The 17,962-nt window shown below is 72.1% G+C and carries 18 protein-coding genes and 1 tRNA gene; 10 read left to right on the forward strand and 9 right to left on the reverse strand.

Annotated elements, in window-relative coordinates; translation table 11 throughout:
- Nucleotides 1-33 precede the first annotated feature (33 nt).
- Nucleotides 34-987, reverse strand: a complete 954-nt coding sequence (locus ACGFZN_RS26530) for a GlxA family transcriptional regulator (protein ID WP_393860983.1) — start codon at nucleotides 985-987, stop codon at nucleotides 34-36.
- 164 nt (nucleotides 988-1,151) lie between these two features.
- On the opposite strand from ACGFZN_RS26530, the gene ACGFZN_RS26535 reads away from it, so the two are divergent.
- Nucleotides 1,152-1,595: a hypothetical protein gene (locus ACGFZN_RS26535; protein ID WP_393860984.1), complete on the forward strand. Its 444-nt coding sequence runs from the start codon at nucleotides 1,152-1,154 to the stop codon at nucleotides 1,593-1,595.
- Nucleotides 1,596-1,740: 145 nt separating this feature from the next.
- Here the strand turns inward: ACGFZN_RS26535 and ACGFZN_RS26540 are convergent, their stop codons facing one another.
- Both ACGFZN_RS26540 and ACGFZN_RS26545 read right to left on the reverse strand, forming a co-directional pair.
- Nucleotides 1,741-3,309 carry an MFS transporter gene (locus ACGFZN_RS26540; protein ID WP_393860985.1) on the reverse strand — a complete coding sequence of 523 codons (1,569 nt, stop codon included), beginning with the start codon at nucleotides 3,307-3,309 and terminating at the stop codon, nucleotides 1,741-1,743.
- A gap of 195 nt (nucleotides 3,310-3,504) precedes the next feature.
- Nucleotides 3,505-4,821 carry a DUF445 domain-containing protein gene (locus tag ACGFZN_RS26545; protein ID WP_393860986.1) on the reverse strand — a complete coding sequence of 439 codons (1,317 nt, stop codon included), beginning with the start codon at nucleotides 4,819-4,821 and terminating at the stop codon, nucleotides 3,505-3,507.
- A gap of 257 nt (nucleotides 4,822-5,078) precedes the next feature.
- On the opposite strand from ACGFZN_RS26545, the gene ACGFZN_RS26550 reads away from it, so the two are divergent.
- Both ACGFZN_RS26550 and rdgB read left to right on the forward strand, forming a co-directional pair.
- On the forward strand, nucleotides 5,079-6,413 hold the full coding sequence (locus tag ACGFZN_RS26550; RefSeq protein ID WP_393860987.1) for an SGNH/GDSL hydrolase family protein: 1,335 nt from the start codon (nucleotides 5,079-5,081) through the stop codon (nucleotides 6,411-6,413).
- 30 nt (nucleotides 6,414-6,443) lie between these two features.
- Nucleotides 6,444-7,046 (forward strand): RdgB/HAM1 family non-canonical purine NTP pyrophosphatase, encoded by a 603-nt coding sequence (rdgB, locus tag ACGFZN_RS26555; RefSeq protein ID WP_393860988.1) that lies wholly within the window; start codon nucleotides 6,444-6,446, stop codon nucleotides 7,044-7,046.
- Nucleotides 7,047-7,087: 41 nt separating this feature from the next.
- Here the strand turns inward: rdgB and ACGFZN_RS26560 are convergent.
- Both ACGFZN_RS26560 and bcp read right to left on the reverse strand, forming a co-directional pair.
- A tRNA-Leu gene (locus ACGFZN_RS26560) sits at nucleotides 7,088-7,172 on the reverse strand.
- 224 nt (nucleotides 7,173-7,396) lie between these two features.
- Nucleotides 7,397-7,864 (reverse strand): thioredoxin-dependent thiol peroxidase, encoded by a 468-nt coding sequence (gene bcp, locus ACGFZN_RS26565; RefSeq protein WP_393860989.1) that lies wholly within the window; start codon nucleotides 7,862-7,864, stop codon nucleotides 7,397-7,399.
- A gap of 103 nt (nucleotides 7,865-7,967) precedes the next feature.
- Between bcp and ACGFZN_RS26570 the strand changes: the two genes are divergently transcribed.
- The 3 genes from ACGFZN_RS26570 (at nucleotide 7,968) to ACGFZN_RS26580 (ending at nucleotide 9,196) form a co-directional block, all read left to right on the forward strand.
- On the forward strand, nucleotides 7,968-8,297 hold the full coding sequence (locus ACGFZN_RS26570; RefSeq protein WP_393860990.1) for a DUF3618 domain-containing protein: 330 nt from the start codon (nucleotides 7,968-7,970) through the stop codon (nucleotides 8,295-8,297).
- A gap of 43 nt (nucleotides 8,298-8,340) precedes the next feature.
- Nucleotides 8,341-8,700: a co-chaperone GroES gene (locus ACGFZN_RS26575; protein WP_330339721.1), complete on the forward strand. Its 360-nt coding sequence runs from the start codon at nucleotides 8,341-8,343 to the stop codon at nucleotides 8,698-8,700.
- A 175-nt stretch (nucleotides 8,701-8,875) separates the two neighbouring features.
- A complete protein-coding gene (locus tag ACGFZN_RS26580; RefSeq protein WP_393860991.1) occupies nucleotides 8,876-9,196 on the forward strand; it encodes a DMT family transporter in 321 nt (106 codons plus the stop codon).
- 65 nt (nucleotides 9,197-9,261) lie between these two features.
- Here ACGFZN_RS26580 and ACGFZN_RS26585 read toward each other — a convergent pair whose 3' ends face one another.
- A complete protein-coding gene (locus ACGFZN_RS26585; RefSeq protein ID WP_393861030.1) occupies nucleotides 9,262-12,051 on the reverse strand; it encodes a transglycosylase domain-containing protein in 2,790 nt (929 codons plus the stop codon).
- A gap of 619 nt (nucleotides 12,052-12,670) precedes the next feature.
- Between ACGFZN_RS26585 and ACGFZN_RS26590 the strand changes: the two genes are divergently transcribed.
- Genes ACGFZN_RS26590 through ACGFZN_RS26605 form a run of 4 tightly spaced genes read left to right on the forward strand, consistent with a single transcriptional unit; the run spans nucleotide 12,671 to nucleotide 15,994 of the window.
- Nucleotides 12,671-13,471 (forward strand): ABC transporter permease, encoded by an 801-nt coding sequence (locus ACGFZN_RS26590; RefSeq protein WP_393860992.1) that lies wholly within the window; start codon nucleotides 12,671-12,673, stop codon nucleotides 13,469-13,471.
- Nucleotides 13,377-14,285: an ABC transporter permease gene (locus tag ACGFZN_RS26595; protein WP_393860993.1), complete on the forward strand. Its 909-nt coding sequence runs from the start codon at nucleotides 13,377-13,379 to the stop codon at nucleotides 14,283-14,285. Before ACGFZN_RS26590 ends, ACGFZN_RS26595 begins: the two co-directional genes overlap by 95 nt.
- Nucleotides 14,243-15,250, forward strand: coding sequence for an ATP-binding cassette domain-containing protein (locus ACGFZN_RS26600; protein ID WP_393861031.1), 1,008 nt, complete (start codon nucleotides 14,243-14,245; stop codon nucleotides 15,248-15,250). Before ACGFZN_RS26595 ends, ACGFZN_RS26600 begins: the two co-directional genes overlap by 43 nt.
- A gap of 9 nt (nucleotides 15,251-15,259) precedes the next feature.
- Nucleotides 15,260-15,994: a DUF1707 domain-containing protein gene (locus ACGFZN_RS26605; RefSeq protein ID WP_393860994.1), complete on the forward strand. Its 735-nt coding sequence runs from the start codon at nucleotides 15,260-15,262 to the stop codon at nucleotides 15,992-15,994.
- 255 nt (nucleotides 15,995-16,249) lie between these two features.
- Here ACGFZN_RS26605 and ACGFZN_RS26610 read toward each other — a convergent pair whose 3' ends face one another.
- From ACGFZN_RS26610 to ACGFZN_RS26620, 3 genes are all read right to left on the reverse strand, one after another.
- The gene (locus ACGFZN_RS26610) at nucleotides 16,250-16,654 is read right to left on the reverse strand and encodes a hypothetical protein (RefSeq protein ID WP_393860995.1); all 405 of its coding nucleotides are present in this window, start codon (nucleotides 16,652-16,654) and stop codon (nucleotides 16,250-16,252) included.
- Nucleotides 16,655-16,769: 115 nt separating this feature from the next.
- Complete coding sequence (rph, locus tag ACGFZN_RS26615) at nucleotides 16,770-17,513, reverse strand: ribonuclease PH (RefSeq protein WP_393860996.1); 744 nt, start codon at nucleotides 17,511-17,513, stop codon at nucleotides 16,770-16,772.
- A 103-nt stretch (nucleotides 17,514-17,616) separates the two neighbouring features.
- Nucleotides 17,617-17,850 (reverse strand): PTS glucose/sucrose transporter subunit IIB, encoded by a 234-nt coding sequence (locus ACGFZN_RS26620; protein ID WP_356309433.1) that lies wholly within the window; start codon nucleotides 17,848-17,850, stop codon nucleotides 17,617-17,619.
- Nucleotides 17,851-17,962 lie beyond the last annotated feature (112 nt).

Here is a 17,962-nt window from a genome sequence, read left to right on the forward strand (position 1 = left end):
AAGACGCCGTCGCCGGCCCCAGGCCCTGCCCGGTTACACCCTCTCCCCCGCCCGGAACGCCCTCCGGTACGCCTGCGGGCTCGTGCCCACCACCCTGCGGAAGCGTTCCCGGAACGCCGTGGGCGAGCCGAAGCCGGTCTGGGCGGCGATGCGTTCCACCGGGTACGGCGTGGTCTCCAGCAGGTGCTGGGCCCGCCGTACCCGTGCCCGGTGCAGCCACTGCAAGGGCGTCGTGCCCGTCTGCTCGCGGAAGCGGCGGTTGAGGGTACGGGTGCTCATGCCGGCCCGCGCCGCGATCTCGTCCAGCGGCAGATCGCGGCCGCAGTGGTCCTCCAGCCAGTGCAGCAGCGGCTCCAAGGTGGCGCCCGACGGCGCGGGCGGCAGGTCGTGCACGATGAACTGGGCCTGCCCGCCCTCCCGTTCCAGCGGCATCACCGACATCCGGGCCGCGTGCGCGGCCACCGCCGAGCCGAAGTCCCTGCGGATCATGTGCAGGCACATGTCCAGCGCCGCCGCCGCGCCCGCCGACGTCAGGAACTGGCCGTTGTCGACGTACAGGACGTTCGGGTCCACCGTCACCGCCGGGTACCGCGCCGCCAGCCGCTCCGCCGCCCGCCAGTGCGTCGTCGCCCGCAGCCCGTCCAGCAGGCCCGTCGCCGCGAGCAGGAACGCGCCCACGCAGACCGACGCGATCCGGGTGCCGTTCGCCGCCGCCGCGCGCAGCGCCTCGGTCACGCCCGGCGGCAGCTCCGGCGGGGGTTCGGCCACGCCCGGCAGGACGATCGTGTCGGCGTCCGCCAGCTCCTCGAGGCCGTACGGCGCCCGCATCGTGAACGCGCCCGCGCTCACGTCGTCCCGCACCGAGCACACCCGCACCCGGTACGGCTCCCGGCCGTCCGGCAGGCGCGCCCGGCCGAAGGTGTCGATGGGGGCGGACAGGTCGAACGGGATGACGCCGTCCAGCGCCAGTACGGCCACGGAGTGCATGGCGGGATCCTAGGGCTGCGACGGATTGCGGCCAACGGCACCCCACCAGCACCTGGCTGCCCGGATGCCGGATCGGCACCCCGTCCACCCGCCTGGCGGGAATCCGTCGGAGGCTGGCACTTTCGCCAGTTCTGCAAGATCCTTCCGGTCCCTAGGGTCACCCCGTGACCAAGTTCCTCCTCGTCGTCCACGTCCTCGCCGCGATCGTCGCGGTCGGGCCCGTGACCGTCGCCGCCAGCATGTTCCCGCCCGCCGCGCGCCGGGCACTCGCCGCCCCGGACGACGAGGGCGCCGCCGGGGCCCTGGGCCTGCTGCACCGGGTCTGCCGGGTCTACGCCCTGGTCGGTGTCGCCGTACCCGTCTTCGGGTTCGCCACCGCGAGCGAGATGGGCGTGCTGGGGAGCGCGTGGCTGATCGCGTCCATCGTGCTCACCGCCCTCGCGGCCGTCGTCCTGGCCGCGCTGGTGCTGCCCGCCCAGAGCGCGCTGGTGGAGGGGCGCGGCACGGACACCGTGCGGCTCGCCGTGCTCACCGGGGTGTTCAACCTGCTCTGGGCCGCCGTGACCGTCCTGATGATCGTGCGGCCCGGCTCCACCACCGGCGCCTGAACACCTGCCCGGCCGGGCTGCGTCCCGGCCGGGCCAAGGCGTGGCCGGGCCAAGGCATGGCCGGGCCAAGGCATGGCCGGGCCAAGGCATGGCCGGGCCAAGGCATGGCCGGGCCAAGGCATGGCCGGGCCAAGGCATGGCCGGGTTATGGCGTGCTCGCCGCCGGCGGTGCCGTGGGGCCCTCGCTCTGGCCCCGCCTCCCCCGGGTCGCCCGCGTCGCCGTCCTGGCGCGGCTCGCCACCGCCGTCAGCGGGCGGGCCACGTCCTCCAGGGAGCGGCGCTCCGCCCGTACCGCCAGCGCGGCGGCGACCAGGCCCGCCGCGCACATCAGGGCCGCGCCGATCGAGAACGCCAGGACCGTGTCGCCGACCCGGCCGGTGCCCGTGAGGTCCGCGAACAGCAGCGGACCGCTGATGCCGCCGGCCGCGGTGCCGAGGGCGTAGAAGAACGCGATCGACATCGCCCGGGTCTCCATGGGGAAGATCTCCGAGACGGTCAGATACGCGCTGGACGCGCCCGCCGAGGCGAAGAACAGCACCGCGCACCAGCAGGCCGTCAGCGTCCCCGCGCTCAGCGCGCCCCGGTCGAACAGCCACGCCGTGCCGAACAGCAGCACGCCCGACAGCAGGTACGTCGAGGAGATCATCACCCGGCGGCCCACCGTGTCGAACAGCTTGCCCAGCAGCAGCGGCCCGCAGAAGTTGCCGACCGCGATCACCGCGAAGTAGTAACCGGTGCGGTCCGAGGGCACGTTGAAGAACTTCGTCAGGATCGCCCCGAAGCCGAAGGTGATCGCGTTGTACAGGAACGCCTGGCCGATGAACAGGGAGAAGCCGAGCACGGCCCGCCTGCGGTACCGGGCGAACACGGTGTGGGCGATCTCCAGGAACGTCACGCTCTTGCGCTGGTGGATCTCCAGCTCGCCCTCGGGCTCCGGCAGCCGTACCCCCTTCTCCTGCTCCACCTGGTGCTCGATGCCGGAGACGATCTCCTCCGCCTCCCGGTCCCTGCCGTGGATCAGCAGCCACCGCGGACTCTCCGGGACGTGCCGCCGTACCAGCAGGATCACCAGGGCCAGGACGGCGCCGAGGGCGAACGTCAGACGCCAGCCGACGTCCTTCGCCAGCAGGTCGGTGTTCAGCGCGACGATCGACAGCAGGGAGCCGCCCACCGCGCCGAGCCAGAAGCTGCCGTTGATGATCAGGTCCACCCGGCCGCGGTACTGCGCCGGGATCAGCTCGTCGATCGCGGAGTTGATCGCCGCGTACTCACCGCCGATGCCGAACCCGGTCAGGAAGCGGAACAGGAAGAACCACCAGGCCTCCCAGGACACGGCCGTGAGCGCCGTGGCCGCGAGATACACCGCAAGGGTGATCATGAAGAGCTTCTTGCGGCCGAACCGGTCGGTCAGCCGCCCCCAGAACAGGGCCCCCGTGCAGGCGCCGGCCACGTACAGCGCGGCCGCCACACCGGTGATCTGACTCGATGTGATCGACACCCCGCTGCCCGGCTCGGCCAGCCGGCTCGCGATGTTGCCGACGACCGTGACCTCCAGACCGTCCAGGATCCACACCGTCCCCAGACCGATCACGATCGTCCAGTGCCAGCGGGACCAGGGCAGCCGGTCCAGCCGCGCGGGAATGTCGGTGGTGATCGTCCTGCCGGTCTCCCCGGGCCTCCCGATGCCCGGCGACGACGCCTCGGCTGCGCTCATGGGCTCCCTCCTCCTCGAAGGACGTCCCCCCGCCGGCGGCGAAAGGGGGACGGCACAACGGGTGCCCCCGACCCGCGGAAACAGTCGGAAGCGCCCCTCGAGCCCCTCAGAGGCGCCCCTTCAGCTCCCCTCAAGCGCCCTCGAGCTCCCCGCAAGCGCTCGTCACGCGCTCCTTACGCACCGCTCACGCACCGCTCACGCGCCCAGCGTTCGCGTCACCGTGTAGATCAGCAGTCCCGCCAGTGACCCCACCACCGTGCCGTTGATCCGGATGAACTGCAGGTCGCGGCCGATGTGCGCCTCGATCTTCCGGGTGGTGTGCTCCGCGTCCCAGCCCGCCACCGTGTCCGTGATCAGCGAGGTGATCTCCTTGCGGTACGTCGTCACCACGTGGACCGCCGCGCCCTCCACCCAGCTGTCGACCTTCCCCTGCACCTTCGGCTCGGTCGCCATCCGCGCCCCCAGCGACAGCAGCGCCGCCCGCACCCGCACCCGCAGCTCGCTGCGCTCGTCCTCGGCCGCCGCCACCACCATCGACCGCACGGCCGTCCAGACCGACGCGATCAGGTCCTGCACCTCGCCCCGGCCCAGCACCTCCGCCTTCAGCCGCTCCACCCGCACCCGGGTGTCCGAGTCGGACTGCAGGTCGGAGGCGAAATCGGTGAGGAACCGGTCGAGCGCGCCGCGCGCCGGATGCGAGGGCATGTCCCGCATCTCGGTGACGAACCGCAGCAGTTCCTTGTAGACCCGCTCGCCGACCTTCCGGTCCACGAACCTCGGCGTCCAGCCGGGTGCGCCGCCCTCCACCGCCACCATCACGTCGTCGCGGTGCAGCACCAGCCAGTCGTGCGCACGCGCCACCACCAGGTCCACCGCGCGCCGGTGCCCGCCGTCCGCCACGATCTTCTCCAGCATCTTGCCGATGCCCGGCGCGACCTCCTGCGTGTTCGCCCGCCGCGTGATCGCCTCGCTCACCACCGCCTGCACGTCCGCGTCCCGCAGCACCGTCAGCGCCCCGCGCAGCGCCGTCGCCAGCTCCGCCGTCACCCGGTCCGCGTGCTCCGGCTCCGCCAGCCACGCCCCCAGCCGGCTGCCGATGCCGACCGCGCGCAGCCGCTGCCGTACGACGTCCTCGGACAGGAAGTTCTCCCCGACGAACTCGCCCAGCGAGACGCCCAGCTGGTCCTTCTTGGTGGGGATGATCGCGGTGTGCGGGATGGGCAGCCCCAGCGGATGCCGGAACAGCGCCGTCACGGCGAACCAGTCGGCCAGCGCGCCCACCATGCCGGCCTCCGCCGCGGCCGCCACATAGCCCGCCCACGCGCCCGCCCCCTCGTGCGAGGCGAGCTTGGCCAGCACATAGACCACCGCCACGAACAGCAGCATGGCCGTCGCCGTCAGCTTCATCCGCCGCACCCCGCGCCGGCGTTCCTCGTCGGCCGGGGTGAAGGCCGTCATGGTCCGGTACGACACACCCCGCGCCTGCGCCGTCCCGGTCTCCGCAGGTCCCATCAGCTCCACCCGTTCAGCTCGGCCGTACGGTGATCACGTCCGGCGATCACCTCGAGGATCAACTCCGCGATCACGTCGGTGATCCCGCACACAATTGTCCCTTCCTGACCGACTCCCGGAACGGAACAACAGTTCCCGGCGTCTGACAGAACGGGGGCTCGGACAGGGTCACGACAGCTCTCCGCCGCCCATGACGCATCATGGGCACATCACGATCGGAGCCTCGGGCTCCCATCCCCGAGGAGAACAACACAAGCATGACCAAGCGTCATGGTTATGCGGTGCTCAGCGCGCTCGTCGCGCTGGTCCTGGCCGTGTCCGCCGCCATCTACCTCACGGTGGCCGCCGACGGCGGCACCGCGCGCGGCACCTTCAGCGACGACCGCCCCCACCACGGATCCTCCGCCGCCCCCGCCTCCACCGGCATCTGGGTCGGCGCCTGGTCCACCTCCCCCGTCGGCGGCGAACCCGGCACCGAGACCGAAGGCCTCGCCGGCCACTCCGTCCGCAACGTCGTCCACGCCGGCACCGGCGGTACGAGTGCCCGCATCACGCTGTCCAATCTCTACGGCCACACCCCGCTGACCGTCACACACGCCTCCATCGCCCTCTCCACGGGCGACGGCGCCGCCGCGGCCGACCCCGGCTCCATGCGCCGCCTCACCTTCAACGGCTCCACCACCGTCGTCATCCCCGCCGGCGAACAGGCCGTCAGCGACGCCGTACGCCTCACCGTCCCGCACGACACCGACGTCCTGGTCACCACCTACTCCCCCACCCCCTCCGGCCCCGTCACCTACCACCCGCACGCCCGGCAGATCTCCTACGTCGCCGCCGGGGACGCCACCGAGGACGCCACCGGCGCCCCCTACACCGAGCAGACCCCCTACTGGCGCTATGTGACCGGCCTGGACGTCCTCAGCAACGAGGCCGACGGCACCGTCGTCGTCTTCGGCGACTCCATCACCGACGGCATCACCTCCACCATCGGCGCCAACCACCGCTGGCCCGACCTCCTCGCCGGCCGCCTGCGCACCGCCGTCGAGAGCGGACGCCAGGTGCCGCGCTACAGCGTCGTCAACGAGGGCATCAGCGGCAACCAGGTCCTCGCCGACGGACTCGGCCGGCCCGCCGAGAACCAGAGCGGCCTCGGCCGCTTCGGCCGCGACGCCCTTTCCCACCCCGACGTCAAGGTCGTCGTCATCGACCTCGGCGTCAACGACATCCTGCGCAACCCCCGCCTCGCCGACCCGAACAAGATCATCGGCGGGCTGCGCACCCTCGTGCGCGAGGCCCACGCCCACGGCCTGAGGGCCGTCGGCGCCACCCTCATGCCCTTCGAGGGCCACCGCGGCTGGACCCCGGCCCGGGAGGCCGTCCGCCGGCAGGTCAACGCGGCGATCCGCGCGGGCGGCGTCTACGACGCCGTCGTCGACTTCGACAAGGCCCTGCGCGACCCCTACGACCCCCGCCGCCTCCGCCCCGACTACGACTCCGGCGACCACCTCCACCCCAGCGACCTCGGCTTCGCCAGGATGGCCGCGGTCTTCGACCTCGGCACGCTCAAGGGCGCCGGGCAGGCGGAACTGTAGGCGCGGGGGCGGGGAAATAGGGTGGCGGGCATGACCCGCTTGATCCTCGCCACCCGCAACGCCGGAAAGATCACCGAACTCAGGGCGATCCTCGCCGAGGCCGGACTCCCCCACGAGCTGATCGGCGCCGACGCCTACCCGGACGTCCCCGACGTCAAGGAGACCGGCGTCACCTTCGCCGAGAACGCCCTCCTCAAGGCGCACGCCCTCGCCCAGGCCACCGGCCTCCCGGCGGTCGCCGACGACTCCGGCCTCTGCGTCGACGTCCTGGGCGGCGCCCCCGGCATCTTCTCCGCCCGCTGGGCGGGCCGCCACGGCGACGACAAGGCCAACCTCGACCTCCTCCTCGCCCAGCTCGCCGACATCGCCGACGAGCACCGCGGCGCCCACTTCGCCTGCGCCGCGGCCCTGGCCCTGCCGGACGGACGCGAGCGCGTGGTCGAGGGCCGGCTGCCGGGCGTCCTGCGCCGCGAACCGGCAGGCACGAACGGCTTCGGCTACGACCCGATCCTCCAGCCGGAGGGCGAGACGCGCACCTGCGCCGAGCTGACCCCGGCCGAGAAGAACGCGATCAGCCACCGCGGCAAGGCCTTCCGCGCCCTGGTACCGGTGGTGCGGGAGCTGGTGGGCTGAGAGCGGACGAGGGGCCGCCCGGACGGACGGCCCCTCACACGTGCGGTCGGTGGGACTCGAACCCACACGGGATTTCTCCCACGGGCACCTAAAACCCGCGCGTATCGCCTATTTCGCCACGACCGCCTCAAAACGGACAATCAGCCTTGGGGGCCGTTGTGCCTCGCCCAGTGTACGGGGCAGCGTCTTTCCCCGTGCGCCCCCTCGGCACCAGATGCTCGCGGCCGCAGGGCAGTTGGGGCGGGGCGAACGGAGTAACGAACGGGTTATCCGGACCATCACGCGCGGTAAGACAGAAAGCGGCTCGCACCACGTCCTTCCGGTGCGAGCCGCCAGTCGTCGGGGCGGGGTCAGATGCCCAGGTCTTTGATGATCTTGGCTACGTGGCCGGTGGCGCGGACGTTGTAGAGGGCTCGTTCGACCTTGCCGTCCTCGTCGACGACGACCGTGGAGCGGATGACGCCCAGGTAGGTCTTGCCGTAGTTCTTCTTCTCGCCGTACGCGCCGTAGGCCTCGGTGACCTTCTTGTCGGGGTCGGCCAGCAGCGTGACCTTCAGGGACTCCTTCTCGCGGAACCTGGCGAGCTTCTCCGGGGAGTCGGGGCTGATGCCGACGACGTCGTAGCCGGCGTCGGCCAGGAGGGAGAGGTTGTCGGTGAAGTCGCAGGCCTGCTTGGTGCAGCCGGGCGTCAGGGCGGCGGGGTAGAAGTAGACGATGACCTTGCGGCCCTGGTAGGAGGACAGGGAGACCTCGTTGCCGTCGGCGTCGGGGAGGGTGAAGGCGGGGGCCACGTCCCCCGGCTGGAGTCGCTCGCTCATCGGGCCAGCGTAACCGGGGGGCCTTGCGGTGCGCCGTGAGGAGAAGCTGACAGACTGTTCGGGACAGCATCAGGAGACTTCGGCAGACTTCGGAGGCCGTACGGTGGCGGACACGGCGGACACCAGAACCCCGGCGCAGATCGAGGCGGACATCAAGCGCCGCCGTGAAGTGCTGGCCGAGACGCTCGACGAGATCGGGGTGCGGGTGCACCCGCAGACGATCATCGGGGATGCGAAGGCGAAGGTCGTCGCCCAGGTCGATCACACCGTCGGGCGGGCCTACGTCCAGGTCAACCGGGTGGTGAGCGAGGTCAGGGCGCAGTTCGTCGACGAGGAGGGCGCGCTGCGGATGGCGCGGGTGGTGCCCGTCGCGCTGGTCGCGGTCGGTGTCGTCGGGCTGCTGGCCATGGGCACGCGGCGGCGCAAGGGCTGACCCGGACGCGGACGTGCGGGGCGAAGGCAGGTAGGTTCGAGGCGTGAGCGCCAACAGAAACGAGCACAGCACCCCCCATCACGACAAGCTGCCCATCCGGATGCTGCACGACCGGGTTCTGGTCAAGCAGGAGACCGGTGAGGGCGAGCGGCGGTCGGGGGGCGGCATTCTGATTCCCGCCACCGCCGCGGTCGGTCGGCGGCTGGCCTGGGCCGAGGTCGTCGCGGTCGGGCAGAACGTGCGGACCGTGGAGCCGGGCGACCGGGTTCTGTTCGACCCGGAGGACCGGGCCGAGGTCGAGGTGCGCGGTGTGCCGTACGTGCTCATGCGTGAGCGGGATCTGCACGCCGTGGCCGCGGACCGCTTCGAGGGGTCGGAGGACTCCACCGGGCTGTATCTGTGACTCCGCCCCGGTGAACCGGCCGGCGGCAAGGGGCCGGTGACCGCGGTCACCGGCCCCTTTGCCGTTCCTTTGCTAGGGTCGGAAGCCCGCCCGACGAGACGCGCCGTACCGGGAACCCGGCCTTCAGGCAAAGACGACGCACCCCCGTTCAGAGATCTTTTCCGGAGGTGCCGTCGTGGCCTGGGTCCTGCTTGTCGTCGCCGGCCTGCTCGAGGTGGGCTGGTCGATCGGGATGAAGTACAGCGCGGGGTTCACCCGGCTGGTGCCCAGTGTGTTCACCGGCGCCGGGATCGTCGCGAGCATGGTGCTGCTGTCGTACGCGGCGAAGTCGCTGCCCATCGGGACCGCCTACGGCGTGTGGGTGGGCATCGGGGCGGCCGGTGCGGCGGTGCTCGGCATGGTGGTGCTGGGTGAGCCGGTCACCGCCGCCTGGATCTTCTTCGTGTGTCTGCTGCTGGTCGCCGTGGTGGGGCTGAAGGCGACCTCGGGTCACTGACGGCCTTCGGTGCGCCGAAGAGTTCCACGGTCGCCGTGGGTACTGCTTCGGCGCCCCCGCCTGCGTCAGGCCGCTGGGTCGCCGCCCCCCGCGCCGGCGGCGGCGCCTGCCGGACCACCGCCGTCGGTTCCGCCGCCCGTGGTCGTGCCGCCCCCGTCGGTGCCTCCGTCGGTCGTGCCGCCGCCGGTGGTGTCCGTACCGGTGGTGGTGCCGCCGGTGGTGGTGCCGGTCGTGGTGCCGCCACCGGTGGTGCCGCCGTTGGTGGTGCCCCCGGTGGTGGTCGGACCGCCCGTGGTGGGCGTGCTGGTGCCGCCGGTGGTCGGGCTGGTGGTCGGACCGCCGGTGGGGGGCGTGCCGGTGGTGCCGCCGTTGTTCTGCCCGGCGGTGGCCGCGGGCTGGCTGGGGTTGCCGGAGCCGGACGGCTGCGGCTGGTCGGCGCCCTGCTCCAGCTGGAGGTCGAAGTCGGAGGCCGGCTGGTTCTTGAGCGCGGCCCCCGTGTACTGCGCCCAGATCTGGGTGGGGGCGCCGCCGCCGTTGATGCGGTCCAGGCCGAGGGCGCCGTACAGCGGCTCGTGCTTGGCGGTCACCGGGTCCTGGCCCATGACGGAGACGACCGTGGCCAGGTCGGGGGTGTAGCCGGCGAACCAGGCGGCGGTGTCGTTCTCGGCGGTGCCGGTCTTGCCGGCCGCCGGGCGGCCCGCGGCCTGGGCGGCGGTGGCGGTGCCGTTGTCGACCACGCTCTGCAGGATGGAGGTGGTGGTGTCGGCGGCCTCGCGGGGGACGGCCTGCTTGACCGCCTGGTCGGGCAGCTCGACCTCGTCCGTGCCGTCCTTCGTGATCTTCTCGACCATCGTGTACGTGCCGTGCCGGCCGTGGTTGGCGAGGGTGGCGTAGGACTCCGCCATGTCCAGGACGCTGGCGGTGGCGGTGCCGAGGGCGATCGACGGGTACGGCTGGAGGTCCGGGGTGTCGGCGGGCACGCCGAGGTCGATCGCGGTCTGCTTGACCTTGGCGGGGCCGACGTCGACGGCCATCTGCGCGTAGACGGCGTTGACGGACAGGTCGGTCGCCTTGGTGACGGTGATCTGGCCGTACGACTTCTGGTCCTCGTTCTGCGGGGCGTAGGCGCCGCCGCTCCAGCCCTGCACGGGGCGCTCGTTGGTGCCGTCGTACATGGTGTTCGGGGTGATGGGGCGGCCGTCCTGCGTGGTCGAGCCGTTCTGCACCGCGGAGGTGAACACGAACGGCTTGAAGGTGGAGCCGACCTGGAAGTCACCGCGGGTGGCGCCGTTGGTGTACTGCTTGACGTAGTCGATGCCGCCGTACATGGCGACGACCTTGCCGGTCTTCGGGTCCACGGAGGCGCCGCCGGCCCGGACGTAGGTGTCGACCTTGTTGTTCTTCTTGTCCAGCTTGGAGATCAGCTGGTCGTCCACCGCCTTGACGAAGGCGTTCTGCTTGTCCTTCTGGATGGTGGTGGTGATGCGGTAGCCGCCGGCCGAGAGCTGGTCGTCGGTGAGGATGTGCTGGGTGGTCAGGTAGTGCTTGACCGCGTCGACGAGGTAGCCGCGCTGTCCGGACATGCCGGTGGAGAGCGTCTGCTCCTTGGGCATCGGGAACTTCATGCCGGCCCGCTCGGACTCGCTCAGCCAGCCCTTCTTCACCATGCCGTCCAGGACGTAGTTCCAGCGGGCGACGGCCGCGGCCTTGTTCTCGGGGTGCGCGACGACGTCGTACTCGCTGGGCGCGTTGACGAGCGCGGCGAGGTAGGCGGCGCGGGCCGGGTCCAGGTCCCGGGCGTCCACGCCGTAGTAGGCCTGCGCGGCGGCCTGGATGCCGTAGGCGTTGCGGCCGAAGAAGCTGGTGTTGAGGTAGCCCTCGAGGATCTCGTCCTTGCTCTTGGTGCGGTCCAGCTTGATCGCGATGAAGAACTCCTTGGCCTTGCGGGTGAGCGTCTGCTCCTGGCCGAGGTAGTAGTTCTTCACGTACTGCTGGGTGATCGTCGAGCCGGACTGCGTGCCCTTGCCGGTCGCGGTGTTCCAGGCGGCGCGCACCATCGCCTTGGGGTCGACGGCGGACTCGCTGTAGAAGTCGCGGTCCTCGGCGGCGAGCACGGCGTGCTGGGCGTCCTTGGAGACCTGGGCGAGACTGACGTTCTCCCGGTTGACCTGGCTGTCGCGGGTGTCGCGGGCGATCTGGGAGCCGTCGGCGTACAGGTAGATGTTGGCCTGCTTGGTGGCGATGGCGTTGGCGGGCGGGATCTTCACCAGGGAGTAGCCGAGGAAGAACAGTCCGATCAGCAGGAGCACCCCGGTCACGAAGGTGCCGAGCACCATGCGCCAGGTGGGGATGATCCGCCGCCATCCGGTCCGCTTGGGCCGCTTCGGCTTCTTCCCGTTGCCCGCGGCGGGCTGCCCGTCGCCGGGGGCGGCGGCGAGGAGTGCGGTCCCGGCTTCGTCGTCCGGCGTGGAGGGGGCGGTGCCGCGGGCGGCCGCTCCGGCGGGGCCGCCCGCGCCCGCGGGGCCCGCCTGGGATGCCTGACCGGCGGAACCGGCGGCCGGACCGGCGGCGCCGAGCGCCCCGGCGGCCCGGGCGGCGCGGTCCGCACCGGCGGCCGGGCGGGCGGTGCCGGGGCCGGTGTTACGAGGGGTACCGCCGGTGGCGTTGGGGGCGCCGGACGCGGAGGCGGACGGTGTCGTGCCGGGGGCGCCCGGTGCGGCTGTCCGGGGCGCGGTGACGCGCCGCAGGACCTGGGTGGTCTCGGGCGTCCCCGCCTCACCGGTCCCCTGGGCAGCCCCGGCCGCCTTGCCGGACCGGTCCTTCCGGTCGCCGGGCGCGGTGACCCGCCGGAGCACCTGCGTGCTCTCGGCCGACCGAGCCTCCCCGGAGCCGTCACGCTCCGCCGGCACACGCGCGTCCCCGGAGCCGTCACGCGCCGCCGGCACCTGCGCCTTACCGGAGCCCGTGCGGGACGGTTCGGACGCCTCGGACCCGGTGTCGCCCGACGCGGCCGCGCGGGACTCACCGGCGTCTGCGCGACCGGAACCACCGGCGGACCCGCCGGCCCCCGCCGAGGTACGCGGCGTCTCCGGTTCCGTCTCGCTGCTCGGTTCCTCCGGGGTCGCGGGTTCGGTGGTGACCTCCGGCCGGGTCGGGCCGGCGGTGGTGCCGGCCGTCTTACGGTCCCCGGCGTCACCGGGCCCTTCAGCCGGCAGCGGCTTTCTCGGCGGCACGCCCTCGGTCGGCTGCTGCGGCTGCGGCTCGTCGCTCATGTCGTGCACGGACTCCTGTTTCGCGTCGTACGTTCCCGTACGCCTCGTACGCTTCTGCGCCCCCAGTCTGAAGACTCTCGCACCTGGCGTTCCGTTCCCGGATTCGAGCACGCTTCGGGCACGAAATTGCGTGGCCGGCCGCCGGGCCCGGGGGCTAGGCTCCTGCGCTTCGGTGTCGAGCGGTCCCGGGAGGTGGACTGGCGTGGGCGCGGGACGGTTGTACGTGGCCGTCGCGGCGGGGGGATTCAGACGGTACGCGACGTATCGGACCGCCACTGCGGCAGGGGTCTTCACGAACACGGTCTTCGGCCTGATCCTCGTGTACACGTATCGGGCCCTGTGGGACGAGCGGCCGCACCTCGGCGGCTGGGACCAGGCGCAGGTCGTGACCTATGTGTGGCTGGGGCAGGCGTTCCTGTCGACGCTCGCGATCGGCGGCGGCGGCGTCGAGGGCGAGCTGATGGAGCGCATCCGCACGGGTGACGTGGCGATCGACCTGTACCGGCCCGCCGACCTTCAGCTGTGGTGGCTGGCCACCGATCTGGGGCGGGCGTTCTTCCAGCTGCTGGGGCGGGGCCTGGTGCCGTTCGTCTTCGGCGCGCTGTGCTTCCCGGTGTACCTGCCGAGGGACGTGGGCACCTGGGCCGCCTTCCTCGTCTCCGTGCTGCTGGCGATGATCGTCGGGTTCGGCATCCGGTACCTGGTGGCGCTGAGCGCGTTCTGGCTGCTGGACGGCATGGGTGTGACGCAGATGTCCTGGCTGGTCGGCTACTTCTGTTCGGGGATGCTGCTGCCGCTGAACGTCTTCCCGGGGGCGCTGGGCGAGGTCGTACGGGCCCTGCCGTGGTCGTCGCTGCTGCAGGCGCCGGCGGAGATCCTGCTCGGGCACGGTGATCCGCTGGGCACGTATGTGTTCCAGGGCACGTGGGCGGTGGTGCTGCTGGGCGCCGGGCGGCTGGTGCAGTCGGCGGCGACGCGGCGGGTGGTGGTCCAGGGTGGCTGAGGCGGGGCGGGTCCGTGAGGGTGTGCGGGCCTATCTTCTGATCGCCGGGATGTGGATCCGGTCGACGATGGCGTATCGCGCCTCGTTCGCGATGACCACGTTCGGCAGCTTCGCGACGACGTTCTTCGACTTCGTCGCGATCCTGCTGATGTTCTCCCGGGTGGACGCGCTCGGCGGCTGGTCGCTGCCGGAGGTGGCGTTCCTCTACGGCCTGTCGGGGACGGCGTTCGGTCTGGCCGACCTGGTGATCGGGTCGATGGAGCGGCTGGGGCGCCGGGTGCGCGACGGCACGCTGGACACGCTGCTGGTGCGTCCGGCGCCGGTGCTGGCGCAGGTGGCCGCGGACCAGTTCGCGCTGCGGCGGCTGGGCCGGGTGACGCAGGGGCTGCTGGTGCTGGGGTGGGCGCTGGTGCGGCTGGACATCGACTGGACGCCGCTGAAGCTGCTGCTGATGCCGGTGATGCTGGTGAGCGGCTGCGGGATCTTCTGCGCGGTGTTCGTGGCGGGCGCGGCGTTCCAGTTCCTGGCGTCGGACGCGTCGGAGGTGCAGAACGCCTTCACCTACGGCGGGACGACGCTGCTGCAGTATCCGCCGACGGTGTTCGCGAAGGAGCTGGTGCGCGGGGTGACGTTCGTGCTGCCGCTGGCCTTCGTCAACTGGCTGCCCGCCACCTATGTGCTGGGGCGGTCGTATCCGCTGGGGCTGCCCGCGTGGACGGCGTTCGCTCCGCCGCCGGTGGCGGTGGGCTGCTGCGCGCTGGCGGGGCTGGCCTGGCGGGCGGGACTTCGTTCGTACCGGAGCACAGGGAGTTAGGCGTGGATGACTTCATCGCACTGGAGCGGGTGGAGAAGGTGTTCTCCGTGCGCAGGAAGACCGGGTTCCTGAAACGGGAGCGGCGCGAGGTGCGGGCGGTGGACTCGCTGTCGTTCACCGTGGGGCGCGGGGAGATGGTCGGGTACATCGGGCCGAACGGCGCCGGGAAGTCGACCACGATCAAGATGCTGACGGGGATCCTCACGCCGAGCGCGGGCCGGCTGCGGGTGGCGGGGATCGACCCGGCGCGGGAGCGGCGGCGGCTGGCGCACCGGATCGGGGTGGTGTTCGGGCAGCGTACGACGCTGTGGTGGGACCTGCCGCTGATCGACTCCTACCGGCTGGCGCACCGCATGTACCGGATCCCCGAGGCGCGTTACCGGGAGAACCTGGACCGGTGCGTGGAACTGCTGGACCTGGCCGCCCTGTTGGACGTGCCGGTGCGGCAGCTGTCGCTGGGGCAGCGGATGCGCGGGGACATCGCGGCGGCGCTGCTGCACGACCCGGAGGTGCTGTACCTGGACGAGCCGACGATCGGCCTGGACGTGGTGTCGAAGGCGAAGGTGCGGGGCTTCCTACGGGAGTTGAACGCCGAGCGGGGCACGACGGTGCTGCTGACCACCCACGACCTTCAGGACATCGAGCAGTTGTGCTCGCGGGTGATGGTGATCGACCACGGCCGGCTGATGTACGACGGCCCGCTCGCGGGGCTGCACGAGGCCGGGGAGAGCGAGCGGACGCTGGTGGTGGACCTGGAGCGGGAGTTGCCGCCCGTGGAGGCGCCGTCGGCGCGGGTGGTGCGGGTGGAGGGGCCGCGGCAGTGGCTGGCGTTCCCGGCGGGGCAGTCGGCGGCGCCGCTGGTGGCGTATCTCGCGGCGCAGTATCCGCTGGTGGACCTGTCGGTGCGGGAGCCGGACATCGAGGCCGTCATCGCCAAGATGTACGCGGAGAAGGCGGTCTCGTAGGCTGCTGTCATGACCGACGACGCAGTCCCGGACCTGAGGGCGTCCGACGCCGACCGTGAGCGGGTCGCCGAGGTCCTGCGGGACGCTCTGGCCGAGGGCCGGCTGGACATGGGGGAGTTCGAGGAGCGGCTGGACGCGGCGTACAAGGCGCGTACGTACGGCGAGCTGGCGCCGCTCACGCGTGACCTGCCGGCGGGCGGCGCACCGGCTCCCGCTCCGGTGTCCTTCACCAAGGAGCCGGTGGGCGGCGGGGGTTGGGCCGGCCGGATCGTGGGGGGCGAGGGGTCCTCGACGGGTGCGGTCGCCGTCATGTCGGGGTTCCAGCGCAAGGGCCGCTGGACGGTGCCGCGGCAGTTCACCTGTTTCGCCCTCATGGGCGGCGGCGAGATCGACCTGCGGGAGGCGGACTTCGCGGACCGCGAGGTCGTCATCAACTGCGTGGCGGTCATGGGCGGGGTGCAGGTGATCGTGCCGCCCGGGGTCGAGGTCGTGGTGCGCGGCATCGGCATCATGGGCGGCTTCGACCACCCGCGGGACACCGGCCCGCCCGAGCCGGGCGCTCCGCGCGTGGTGATCGGCGGGTTCGCCTTCTGGGGCGGGGTCGCGGTGGAACGCAAGCTCACCCGCGCCGAACGCCTCGCCCTGAAGGAGCAGCGCCGCCAGGAGAGGCTGGAGCGCAGGGAGTCCCGCCACGAACTGCACCGGGCCCGCCGCGAGGAGCGCGAACGACGCCGGGGGCACTGAGCACGGCACCGGGGCCACTGAGCCGGGGCCACTGAGCACGGCGCCGCCGACCGGGATCCCCCACGGCCGGCCGCGCCCGCCGAGTGCCCACCGCCGCTCGGCCCCCGGCCACTTCGCGGCGCCGATCGGCCCGCGGCGGGATCCTGCCCGCTTCGCGGCCGAGCCGCCTGTCCGGCGCGACGCCGGGACCAGGGCGTCGTCCGGACCCTCGCCGTTGTCGCAGCGGAGCCGCACAGCCCCGCGTCCTGCTGGGGGCTACTTCGTGCACACCTTGGTCAGTTCGCCGGCCGCGTCCGTGACCGGGCTGACGTCCGGTGTGCGGTCCCCGTTCCTGAGGGCCGTACGGACGTTGCCCACGGCCTTCCTCAGGTCGTCGACCGCCTTGTCGACGTCGGCGCTGCCGGTCTTGTCGCCGATCTTGCCGAGGTCGGTTTCGATGGAGTTCAGGGCGGTGTCCGCCTGGGTGGGGTCGTTCGCGGCGTTCTCCACGGCCTGCTGCAGGCTGGTGACGCTGTCGGCGATGGCGTCGGCGGTCTGCACGCAGTCCAGGGCCTTGTCCACGCTGTCGCAGCCGGTGGTGAGGCCGGCGGCGAGCGCGGCGAGCGCCACCGCGGCGGCTGCGGTGAGACGGCGTCGGCGTCGGCACGGACTGACGGCCATGGCGGTGTTCCCCTCCCCTGGTGGGCTGTCCGTTGCTAGGACGCCGAGGAGGGCGCGGGGGTTGCCCGCGCACCCTGGTTCTCTTGGTCTGCCGTTTACTTCCGCTTGCGTCCGCTTACTTCGCGGGCGCGAGCGTGGCCTCGAGCGCCGCCCGCTGGTGGGCGGCGAGTTCGGCGCAGCCGCCGACGGCGAGGTCGAGCAGGGCGTCGAGCTCCGCGCGGGCGAAGGGGGCGGCCTCGGCGGTGCCCTGGACCTCGACGAAGCGGCCGTCGCCGGTGCAGACGACGTTCATGTCGGTCTCGGCGCGCACGTCCTCCTCGTAGCACAGGTCGAGCAGCGGGACGCCGCCGACGATGCCGACGGAGACCGCGGAGACGGTTCCGGTGAGCGGCTGCCGGCCGGCCTTGATCAGCTTCCGGCCCTGGGCCCAGGCGACGGCGTCGGCGAGCGCGACGTACGCGCCGGTGATGGCCGCCGTACGGGTGCCGCCGTCGGCCTGGAGGACGTCGCAGTCGAGGACGATGGTGTTCTCGCCGAGCGCCTTGTAGTCGATGACGGCGCGCAGGGAGCGGCCGATGAGCCGGGAGATCTCGTGGGTACGGCCGCCGATCTTGCCCTTGACGGACTCGCGGTCGCCGCGGGTGTTGGTGGCGCGCGGCAGCATGGCGTACTCGGCGGTGACCCAGCCCTCGCCGCTGCCCTTGCGCCAGCGCGGGACGCCCTCGGTCACGGAGGCGGTGCAGAACACCTTGGTGTCGCCGAAGGAGACGAGGACGGAGCCCTCGGCGTGCTTGCTCCAGCCGCGTTCGATGGTGACCGGTCGGAGCTGTTCGGGAGTACGGCCGTCGATGCGAGACATGGCCAGGAGCCTAGCCGTTCGCGCGCGAGGGGCTCCTCCCGCGTCGGGAGAAGCCCCTTCCGGAGTGAACCGGTGCGTGAACCGGCACGTGAGCCGGTGCGGCTCACATCATGTCTTCGATCTCCGCGGCGATGGGGTCGGCGTCGGTGCCGATGACGACCTGGACGGCGGTGCCCATCTTGACGACGCCGTGGGCGCCGGCGGCCTTCAGGGCGGCCTCGTCGACCAGGGAGGGGTCGGACACCTCGGTGCGCAGCCGGGTGATGCAGCCCTCGATCTCCTCGATGTTGTCGATACCGCCGAGGCCGGCGACGATCTTCTCAGCCTTGCTGGCCATGTTCCTTCTCCCTGATCCGAACCGCTTGGTCGTAGTAACCCACAGTTGGCCCATCTTCGCGAGCGGTCATGCCGTACGTGCCGAATGATGGCGATCACGACAGCGGAACCGT

Source organism: Streptomyces sp. NPDC048192, from assembly GCF_043202415.1.
Lineage (GTDB): Bacteria > Actinomycetota > Actinomycetes > Streptomycetales > Streptomycetaceae > Streptomyces.

Excerpts from the sequence above, each read along its gene's own strand:
- ACGFZN_RS26610 (WP_393860995.1), bottom strand. The coding sequence starts at position 16,654 with ATGGCCGTCAGTCCGTGCCGACGCCGACGCCGTCTCACCGCAGCCGCC.
- ACGFZN_RS26545 (WP_393860986.1), bottom strand. The coding sequence starts at position 4,821 with ATGGGACCTGCGGAGACCGGGACGGCGCAGGCGCGGGGTGTGTCGTAC.
- ACGFZN_RS26620 (WP_356309433.1), bottom strand. The coding sequence starts at position 17,850 with ATGGCCAGCAAGGCTGAGAAGATCGTCGCCGGCCTCGGCGGTATCGAC.
- rph (WP_393860996.1), bottom strand. The coding sequence starts at position 17,513 with ATGTCTCGCATCGACGGCCGTACTCCCGAACAGCTCCGACCGGTCACC.
- ACGFZN_RS26540 (WP_393860985.1), bottom strand. The coding sequence starts at position 3,309 with ATGAGCGCAGCCGAGGCGTCGTCGCCGGGCATCGGGAGGCCCGGGGAG.
- ACGFZN_RS26605 (WP_393860994.1), top strand. The coding sequence starts at position 15,260 with ATGACCGACGACGCAGTCCCGGACCTGAGGGCGTCCGACGCCGACCGT.
- ACGFZN_RS26530 (WP_393860983.1), bottom strand. The coding sequence starts at position 987 with ATGCACTCCGTGGCCGTACTGGCGCTGGACGGCGTCATCCCGTTCGAC.
- ACGFZN_RS26550 (WP_393860987.1), top strand. The coding sequence starts at position 5,079 with ATGACCAAGCGTCATGGTTATGCGGTGCTCAGCGCGCTCGTCGCGCTG.
- bcp (WP_393860989.1), bottom strand. The coding sequence starts at position 7,864 with ATGAGCGAGCGACTCCAGCCGGGGGACGTGGCCCCCGCCTTCACCCTC.
- rdgB (WP_393860988.1), top strand. The coding sequence starts at position 6,444 with ATGACCCGCTTGATCCTCGCCACCCGCAACGCCGGAAAGATCACCGAA.
- ACGFZN_RS26595 (WP_393860993.1), top strand. The coding sequence starts at position 13,377 with ATGTGTTCCAGGGCACGTGGGCGGTGGTGCTGCTGGGCGCCGGGCGGC.